General features: G+C 56.9%; 7 protein-coding genes and 1 rRNA gene. All 8 read left to right on the top strand.

Annotated features, from left to right (window positions below):
* The first annotated feature begins 16 nt into the window (after window positions 1–16).
* Window positions 17–649, top strand: a complete 633-nt coding sequence (locus tag BLR08_RS28235) for an NUDIX hydrolase (RefSeq protein ID WP_371117796.1) — start codon at window positions 17–19, stop codon at window positions 647–649.
* A 158-nt stretch (window positions 650–807) separates the two neighbouring features.
* Complete coding sequence (locus BLR08_RS28240; protein ID WP_072337824.1) at window positions 808–1056, top strand: hypothetical protein; 249 nt, start codon at window positions 808–810, stop codon at window positions 1054–1056.
* Between the two features lie 26 nt (window positions 1057–1082).
* Window positions 1083–1922 (top strand): spore coat protein, encoded by an 840-nt coding sequence (locus BLR08_RS28245; protein ID WP_072337823.1) that lies wholly within the window; start codon window positions 1083–1085, stop codon window positions 1920–1922.
* 249 nt (window positions 1923–2171) lie between these two features.
* Window positions 2172–2771, top strand: a complete 600-nt coding sequence (locus BLR08_RS28250; protein ID WP_256257822.1) for a hypothetical protein — start codon at window positions 2172–2174, stop codon at window positions 2769–2771.
* A gap of 212 nt (window positions 2772–2983) precedes the next feature.
* Window positions 2984–3667: a heptaprenylglyceryl phosphate synthase gene (locus BLR08_RS28255; protein WP_176835627.1), complete on the top strand. Its 684-nt coding sequence runs from the start codon at window positions 2984–2986 to the stop codon at window positions 3665–3667.
* Between the two features lie 17 nt (window positions 3668–3684).
* Window positions 3685–6012, top strand: coding sequence for a DNA helicase PcrA (gene pcrA / locus BLR08_RS28260; protein WP_072337821.1), 2328 nt, complete (start codon window positions 3685–3687; stop codon window positions 6010–6012).
* Between the two features lie 27 nt (window positions 6013–6039).
* On the top strand, window positions 6040–8064 hold the full coding sequence (gene ligA, locus BLR08_RS28265; RefSeq protein WP_072337820.1) for an NAD-dependent DNA ligase LigA: 2025 nt from the start codon (window positions 6040–6042) through the stop codon (window positions 8062–8064).
* A 505-nt stretch (window positions 8065–8569) separates the two neighbouring features.
* A 16S ribosomal RNA gene (locus BLR08_RS28270) occupies window positions 8570–8790 on the top strand; the annotation flags it as partial.

The following is an 8790-nucleotide window of genomic DNA, read 5'->3' on the forward strand; positions in this document are numbered from 1 at the left end:
AACGGGGGAGATCGGGATGGACGGAAATGAGATGGATCTTCGGTGGCTCGGATGGGCGCAGAGGCTGCAGGCTATCGCCCAGGCCGGACTGACGTATTCCAAGGATGTATACGATATCGAGAGATTCGAAGAGCTGCGCGATATCAGCGTGCAGATCATGTCGGCTTACACGGACCTGCCGAAAGAGCGGGTGAAGCTGCTGTTCGCCGGAGAAACGGGTTACGCCACGCCCAAGGTTGACGTTAGGGGTGTCGTGTTCCGGGAAGATCGAATTCTGCTCGTTCGCGAAACGATGGATGGCCTGTGGTCGATCCCCGGAGGATGGGCCGATATCGGATATTCGCCGGGAGAGATAGCCGTTAAGGAAGTCAAGGAAGAATCCGGCTTCGACGTGCGGCCCGTACGGCTGCTGGCCGTATTGGACCGGGACCGGCATGACCATCCTCCGCATGCAAACTATGTCTACAAGCTCTTCCTGCTGTGCGAGCTCCAAGGCGGTGAGGCGCAGACGGGGACAGAGACGACAGGCGTCGGATTTTTCGGGGAGGATGAGCTGCCGCCGCTGTCGACCGACCGGGTGACGGAGGCTCAGATTAAACTGTTTTTCCGAAAGATGCGAGAAGGCGATATAACAACGACTTTCGATTAAGCGTGCGGATAATAGAGCAGGCGGTGAATCCCCTGCCGGCCGAAGCGCCCGGGTTTGAACGGGGAGCTTTGACCGGCAGGGGATTTTTTTGCCGGCTTACATAATTCTCCTGAGAGCGGGCATCCTAATTTTGTCAACCAAGGAAGGGAGGAATTCTCATGTTCAACCAACAACAACAAGCCGGAGGGACACAGCAATTGGTTCATTCGGTCAGCTCCAAGGAGCTATCGTATATTTCCGACTGCCTGAAGAACGAAGAGCTGCTGGCCAAAATCGCCGTTCAAGGCGTGGCGGAAAGCCAAAACCCGCAGCTGGCGCAGAAGCTTGCCCAGATCGCGCAGGATCGGCTGCAGAATACGGATCTGCTGCTCAGAACGCTGCAGCAGCAAACGCAGCTTTCTCATTAAACTTACATAGGAGGTGCGCGGGGCGCATGTACCAGCAGAATATAGGTCAAACTCACTTTCACATGAACGAGAAGGATGTAGCCAATCTGGTGTTGTCCGAGTTGAAGCGGGCAGCACGCGAATATACGACAGCGGCGCTTGAGTCCGAGCATCCGGCGATTCGCCAGATGTTCGTCAGCCTCACCCATAAGACGCTCCAGGATCAGGCGGAGCTCTTCCAAGCGTTAACCCAATCCGGAGGCTATGGCTCCATTAAGCCGGCCTCCCAGCAGGAGGTTCAGCAGGAGCTGCAGCAGCAATTCCAGAAATCGGAGCAGCTGCATGCTTTGGTCCAGCAGGCTGTGCAGGGCGCGTATGCGTCCGGCCATTCGCACCAGCAGCAGGCTTATGGACAGCCGTCCATGTACGCCTCCCAGCAGTCCCCCTACGCTCAGCAGCAGGGGTATGCGTCAAGCCAGCAGTCCGGCTATGCAGGCAGCCAATCCGCTTACGGCGGATCGTTGTCCTCGTCGGCAGCGCCGCAGCCCGCTTCCGCGGGATCCCTGTACGCGAGCGCCGGTTACGGCTCGTACGCGGGCCAAAGCCAAAGCCAAGCATCCGGCTCCTACGGCAGCTCCTCGCAGCCTGCCTACAGCTACAGCTCCTCCGTATCTGAGGATGCGGGCTCCGGCTCCCAAGGCTTGGAGGCATACAGCTCCAAGAGCCAGCAGGATGCGGGCAGTTCCTCCGTATACGGTACAAGCGGCTCCCGGGCAGGCTCGGCCGGTTATGCGTACGGAGGAACCTCGGGTGTGTCGGAGTCGGCGAACACCGGCATGACGACAAGCTCGTCTGCCAAGTCGCATACTTCTTCGGTCAACAACTAATCTTATATCGACGGGCGGCAGCGTCTTATGGCGTGTGCGCAAGTCCTGACAGGAAGCTCCCTCAGCCGGGGGCTTTTTGTGCTGGGCGATTACGCCGGTTTGAGCGCAGGAAGCTGCAAGCATACCGCCATGCTTTTTATCCGTCTCTCGTTTTGAACCGGTACTGTTCGCAATATTGAGAGCGGGCGCATACTTTTTCGGAATTGACCCATAATACGAAAAAATCGCCAACGGAGGTTTTCCTAACCTATGAGTATGAAGAAACTACCAGTCCTGGCGCTGACCGCGATTTTGCTGGCGGCTGCGGGCTGCCAGTCGCAGGGAGCGGGAAATGGGTCGGACCAGGTCAAGATGCAGCGTACAGTGGGCCGTGACCAACTGCTTCAAACGATGGATCAGATCACGGCGCCGTCGATGCCTGTGAACATCATGGAGCAGTCCGATGAGCAGATCGTCGCCTGGGTGAAGCAGATCGACGAATGGACGCACCGGGTGCTGTCTTCGCCCGTCACCGGGGAGGTTGACCGCTATGGGATGGAGGAGATGCGCAAGCGCTTGGGCCAGCTTTATTCGCCAGAGATGGCGGATCGCCAGATCGCTTACTTTTACCGGCGCAATGAGCAGCTTGGCACCTATCAGGCTTATAGCACGAAGGCTATGCTTGGTCTGCGCAGCGAGTGGGGGGAGTATGAGGTGAAGAAAAGCCGCGGCGAAGACGGCGTCTATCGGCTCACCGTGCGGGGGACGAATGTACAGCAGGACGCGGCAAAGTCTACGATGCTGCATGAATCAGCTTACCGGCCGGAGGACGGCCGGCTTCGAATCATTGAATTTAAAACATCGTCCTGACCCGGAGACTGCCGGCGATACGGATTCGTGAGAGGCCCATGGATTTATGCATGGGCCTACTCGATTTTTGCCTGGAAATTTGATAAAATAGAACATACATTCCTGTTCGTTTCGAGGGGCTTATGCGTTTTTGCTTGGATTGACACGCCTTCTGACGTAGCATAGACTACTTGTAGTAGGAAGGACAGGGGGCTTTATGGGTGCACGTGCGTATGGAGCAGTGGAGGCATGTATTCAAGCTGGACCCCGATCGTGAGCTGACGGACGAGGCGCTGGAGAGGATCTGCCTGTCAGGGACGGATGCGGTCATGGTCGGCGGCTCGACCGGCGTGACGTTCGACAATACGGTAGATCTGCTGGCGCGCATTCGCCGCTACGAGGTGCCGTGTGTGCTGGAGGTGTCCGAGCAGGATGCGATAGTACCCGGCTTCGATCTGTTCCTGATCCCTGTCGTGCTGAACGCGAAAGATCCCGAGTGGATCGTCGGGCGTCAGCGTCAGGCGCTCAGGGAATATGGAGCGATCATGGATTGGCAGCAGATCTTGACGGAGGGCTACATTATATTGAACGGCGATTCGGCGGCGGCCCGGCTTACGCAGGCCGATACGAACCTGGACGCCAAGGATGTGGAGGCGTATGTCCGACTGGCGGACAAGCTGTTCCGCTGCCCGATCGTTTACATCGAATATAGCGGCATGTATGGAGACATGGCGCTGGTCAGACGCGTCCGCAGCGCGGTCGGACAGTCCAGGCTGTTCTACGGCGGCGGCATTGACGGGCCGGAGAAGGCCAGAGAGGCGGCGGATTGCGCGCATACCGTCGTCGTTGGCAACGCAGTTTACCATGACCTGGAGAGGGCGCTTGCGACGGTCCGGGCGGTCAAGGAAATTGGCTAGAAAAGGAAGTGGCAATGATGTGGAACCAACCTGTTGATATTCATCAAGCGATAGAGAAGTTAAACCCTCCGCAGCGGCGGGCTGTAGAGACCGTGGACGGGCCGCTGCTTATTATGGCCGGAGCGGGTAGCGGCAAGACCCGCGTCCTGACGCATCGGATCGCCTATCTGATCGGGACGCGCCGGGCTGCCCCATGGAGCATTCTGGCGATTACTTTTACTAATAAGGCGGCCAGGGAGATGCAGGAGCGGGTGAGCTCGCTGGTCGGCCCGCAGGGCCAGGATATCTGGGTGTCGACCTTTCACTCCATGTGTGTGCGTATATTGCGCAAGGACATCCCGCGCATCGGATTTTCCTCGAACTTTACGATCCTCGATTCCGGAGACCAGCTCTCCGTCATCAAGAACTGCATGAAGGAGCTTAACATCGATTCGAAGAAATTCGAACCCAAGGCCGTTCAGGCTGCCATGGGCAATGCCAAGAACGAGCTGCTGAGCCCGGAGAAGTTCGAGCAGAAGATCGGCGATTATTTCGATGGCGTCGTAGCCAAAGTGTATACCCTTTATCAGAAGAAGCTCCGCGCCAACAACTCGCTCGATTTCGACGATTTGATCTTGACGACAATCGAGCTGTTTCAGAAAGAGCCTCAGGTGCTGGACTTTTATCAGAATAAGTTCCAATACATTCACGTGGACGAGTATCAGGATACGAACCGGGCGCAATACATGATCTGCCGGATGCTGGCGGATAAGCATAAGCGCATCTGCGTCGTAGGGGACAGCGACCAGTCGATCTACCGCTGGCGCGGGGCGGATATCAGCAATATTCTCGATTTTGAGAAGGATTATCCGAACGCCACGACGATCATGCTGGAGCAGAATTACCGGTCCACCTCCAATATTCTGAATGCCGCCAACAAAGTCATAGCCAACAATGCCGGCCGCAAAGCGAAAAATTTGTGGACCGACAAGGGCGACGGCCAGAAGATCAAGCTGTATCAGGCGGATACGGAGCATGAGGAAGGCTACTATATCACCGGCCAGATCCGGAAAAATGTCGATCAGGGCGGCAGGCGCTTCAAGGACCATGCGGTGCTGTACCGTACGAACGCCCAATCCCGGGTCGTGGAGGAAATACTGATCAAGTCGGATATTCCCTACCAGATTGTGGGCGGCGTAAAGTTCTATGACCGCAAGGAGATCAAGGACATTCTCGCTTATCTGCGTCTGGTGTCCAATCCGGATGACGATATCAGCTTCCGCCGGGTTGTCAACGTGCCCAAGCGCGGCGTCGGCGACACGACTGTAGACAAGCTCGCTGAAGCGGCCGCCCAGTACGGCGTGTCGATGTTCGCCATGCTGGAGAACGTCGACAGCCTGGGGATTGCCGCCAAAGCGCGGGGGGCGCTGACGGAGTTCCGCGAGATGATCGAGAACTTATACCGGATGGTCGATTATTTATCGGTGACGGAATTAACGGAGAAGATGCTTGAACTGTCTCAATATCGGGAAGAACTGAAGAGAGAGAATACGATCGAGTCCCAGGCCCGTCTGGAGAACATCGACGAGTTTCTCTCTGTGACTCAAGACTTCGAGAAGCGCAACGAAGATAAATCGCTCGTGTCTTTCCTGACCGACCTGGCGCTTATAGCCGACATTGATTCGATGAACGACGATCCGGAGGCGGGCAAGCAGGGCGTCGTGCTGATGACGATGCACAGTGCCAAGGGTCTTGAATTCCCTGTTGTCTTCATCGTAGGTCTCGAGGAAGGCGTATTCCCTCATTCCCGCGCTCTGATGGACAACGAGGAGCTGGAAGAGGAGCGCCGTCTGGCCTATGTCGGCATCACCCGGGCTGAACAGGAACTTTATTTGACCTGCGCGCGGATGCGCACGCTGTTTGGCCGGACGGCGGCCAATGCGCCGTCCCGTTTCCTCAGCGAGCTCCCGGCGGAGCTCGTGGAGAATGCCCGCGGAGCCGGTGGTTTCGCGCCGCGGAGTACGGGCGGGGCCGCATGGGAGCGCGGCGAGCGCCGCTTCGGGAGCACAGGCGGCTTCGGCGGCGGCGCTCCAAGCTCCGGCGCTCCAAGCTTCGCCGCCGGCTCCGGCCGGCCGGCTGCAGGGAGCGGCGTTACCGTCCGCACAGGGGGAGGCGCATCTACAGCGGCGGCATCCAAGTCGGCCGACTTCGGTATGGGCGACAAGGTGAAGCATGGTAAATGGGGCACAGGCACTATAGTAGCGGTGAAGGGGACCGGCGACGATACCGAGCTGCAGATCGCCTTCCCTGCTCCCGTTGGGGTCAAGCGGCTGCTCGCCAAATTTGCCCCGATAGAGAAGGCGTAACAATCTCATACGAGAGGACGAACGACCATGCCGACCAGACCGGACCCGATAGAGACGATGCAGGCTCTTATTGAGGAGATCAACAAGCATAGTTATCAATACTACACGCTGGATGAACCGACGATCAGCGATGCGGAATGGGATGCGCTGTACGACAAGCTGACTCAACTGGAGGCGGAGACGGGTACTGTGCTGCCCCATTCCCCGACCGTGCGCGTAGGCTTTCAGCTGCTCAAGGGCTTTGAGCCCCACAAGCATCTGGCGCGCCTCTGGAGCCTGGACAAGGCTCAGAGCCACGAGGATCTGATGGCGTGGTATAACCGGGCCCAGCGGCTTGTGAACGAATACAACGCCCAGCACCCGGAGCAGCCTCTTCCTCCCTTGTCATTCGTCATTGAACTGAAGTTCGACGGCTTGACGCTCAATCTCACTTATGACAAGGGGGAGCTGGTGCAAGCCGCTACCCGGGGCAGCGGAGTTGTCGGCGAAGGCATCCTGGCCCAGGTGAAGACGATCAAGTCGGTGCCTCTGCGCATTCCATATACCGACGGTATTGTGGAGATCCAGGGCGAAGGGCTGATGAATCTGTCCGTGCTCCAGAAATACAACGAGACCGCCGCGGAGCCGCTCAAGAATGCTCGCAACGCTGCAGCCGGGGCTTTGCGGAACTTGAATCCGAAGGTGACCGCTGAGCGCCGGTTGAATGCTTACTTCTATAACGTCGGGTACACGGACGGACTCCGCTTTCAGGACCATCGCGAGATGGTTGATTTTCTGCGGGACAATCAGTTCAAGGTCAGCCCCTATGTCAAGTTCGTCGATTCGATCGATCAGGTCGAGGCGGAATTGCAGGATCTTGTCGCGATGCGTAATACGCTGGATTTTCTGATTGACGGATTAGTTGTCAAGATCTGCGATATGCGCACGCGCGAGGTGCTCGGCTATACCGATAAATTTCCGCGCTGGGCCGTTGCCTACAAATTCGAAGCGGAGGAAGCGGTCACCACGCTGCTGGAGGTAGGCTGGAACGTCGGCCGCACCGGCAAAGTAACGCCTACTGCGCGAGTCGAAGCGGTGGATATTGCCGGAGTGACTGTTCAGAACTGCACCTTGAACAATATGGACGATATTGCCCGCAAAAATCTCACTCATGCGCTGGGCAGCCTCATCTATATACGCCGGTCCAATGATGTGATCCCGGAGATACTCGGGAAGGTGACGGAGGAAGCGGACGGAGAGGAGATCACGGCTCCCGTCGTCTGTCCTTCCTGCGGCCATGAGCTCGAATTCCGCGGCGTACATTTATTTTGTCCGAACCGGCTGGGCTGCCGGCCGCAGCTGGTGGCTCGCATCGCCCACTTCGCTTCCCGCGATGCCATGGACATTGAGACCTTCAGCGAGAAAACCGCCATTCAGCTATATGAGGAGCTGGGAGTCCGAGACCCGTCCGATCTGTACTATCTCACCTTCGACGACCTGGTGGGGCTTGAGCGGTTCGGCAAGAAGAAGGCCGAGAACCTGCTGGCTGCGCTGGAGAAAAGCAAGTCGCCGGATCTGGCGTCGTTTCTGTTCGCACTCGGCATTCCAAACACAGGCAAGACGACGACCAAAGAATTGGCCGACCATTACCGGTCTTTGGACCGCCTGCGGGAAGCGACGGCCGAAGAATTGGTGACGCTGCCGGATATCGGGGGAATCGTAGCCGACAGCATCGTCCGGTTTTTTCAGGACGAGGCTATGCAGCGTACGATCAGCCGGCTGCTTGCTGCGGGCGTAACGCCTGTGAGCGAGGAGCTTCCGGCCACTGCCGTGGATGAAAGTCATCCGTTCTACGGAAAAACGGTCGTTTTAACCGGTACCCTGCAAACCATGGGGCGGGATGAATGCGCCAAGAAGCTGGAGCAGCTCGGCGCCAAGGTGACCGGAAGCGTGTCCAAGAAGACGGACATTGTCATCGCCGGAGAAAGCGCGGGGAGCAAGCTGACGAAGGCTCGTGAGCTCGGCATCCAGGTTATCGAAGACGAACAGGAGCTGCTTCGCCTGTTAGGCTGATTGTCAGGTGGAGAGTCAGGTTCAGGGAGCCAAGCTGTATCACTGGCGCTTACAGTCGCTCATGAGAGAGCCTTGAGTTCAAGGAAGTACAAGAAGCAGCGAAGCTCAAGGCTCCTTAATGCAGTCAAAGAAAAGTGTAATGGAAGCGGCAGAATTATAGCGCCATTTCGCCATTGAATATTTCCTGAAAAAAGCAGTTGCATTTCCCCCCTCATCTGTGCTAAATTATTGCTTGTCGCCGCAAAACGGACAAGGTTCCTAACGAACAAGTTCATGCGAGGACAAAGAAAAATTACACTTGCAAAGTTCGTCGTTAGATGATAAGATACGATCTTGTCACGACAAATATCGTCGGTGCTGATGAAGCGTTGCGAGTGTGACGAAAGCTCTTTGAAAACTGAACAAATGAGACGAAATGCCAAGCGTAATACAAGTATTGAGCTTAATCGATACTTTTCAATAAACTAGCGCTTCGGTCGGCCACGGCTGACTGGGGATGCGAACCTTAATGGAGAGTTTGATCCTGGCTCAGGACGAACGCTGGCGGCGTGCCTAATACATGCAAGTCGAGCGGATTTATTCCTTCGGGGATAGGTTAGCGGCGGACGGGTGAGTAACACGTAGGCAACCTGCCTGTAAGATCGGGATAACTACCGGAAACGGTAGCTAAGACCGGATAGCTGGTTTCTTCGCATGGAGAGATCATGAAACATGGGGCAACCTATG

This window comes from Paenibacillus sp. cl123, from assembly GCF_900101595.1.
Lineage (GTDB): Bacteria > Bacillota > Bacilli > Paenibacillales > NBRC-103111 > Paenibacillus_G.

Coding starts and splice junctions, on each gene's coding strand:
- BLR08_RS28235 (WP_371117796.1), top strand. CDS start 17: ATGGACGGAAATGAGATGGATCTTCGGTGGCTCGGATGGGCGCAGAGG.
- BLR08_RS28240 (WP_072337824.1), top strand. CDS start 808: ATGTTCAACCAACAACAACAAGCCGGAGGGACACAGCAATTGGTTCAT.
- BLR08_RS28250 (WP_256257822.1), top strand. CDS start 2,172: ATGAGTATGAAGAAACTACCAGTCCTGGCGCTGACCGCGATTTTGCTG.
- pcrA (WP_072337821.1), top strand. CDS start 3,685: ATGTGGAACCAACCTGTTGATATTCATCAAGCGATAGAGAAGTTAAAC.
- BLR08_RS28255 (WP_176835627.1), top strand. CDS start 2,984: ATGGAGCAGTGGAGGCATGTATTCAAGCTGGACCCCGATCGTGAGCTG.
- ligA (WP_072337820.1), top strand. CDS start 6,040: ATGCCGACCAGACCGGACCCGATAGAGACGATGCAGGCTCTTATTGAG.
- BLR08_RS28245 (WP_072337823.1), top strand. CDS start 1,083: ATGTACCAGCAGAATATAGGTCAAACTCACTTTCACATGAACGAGAAG.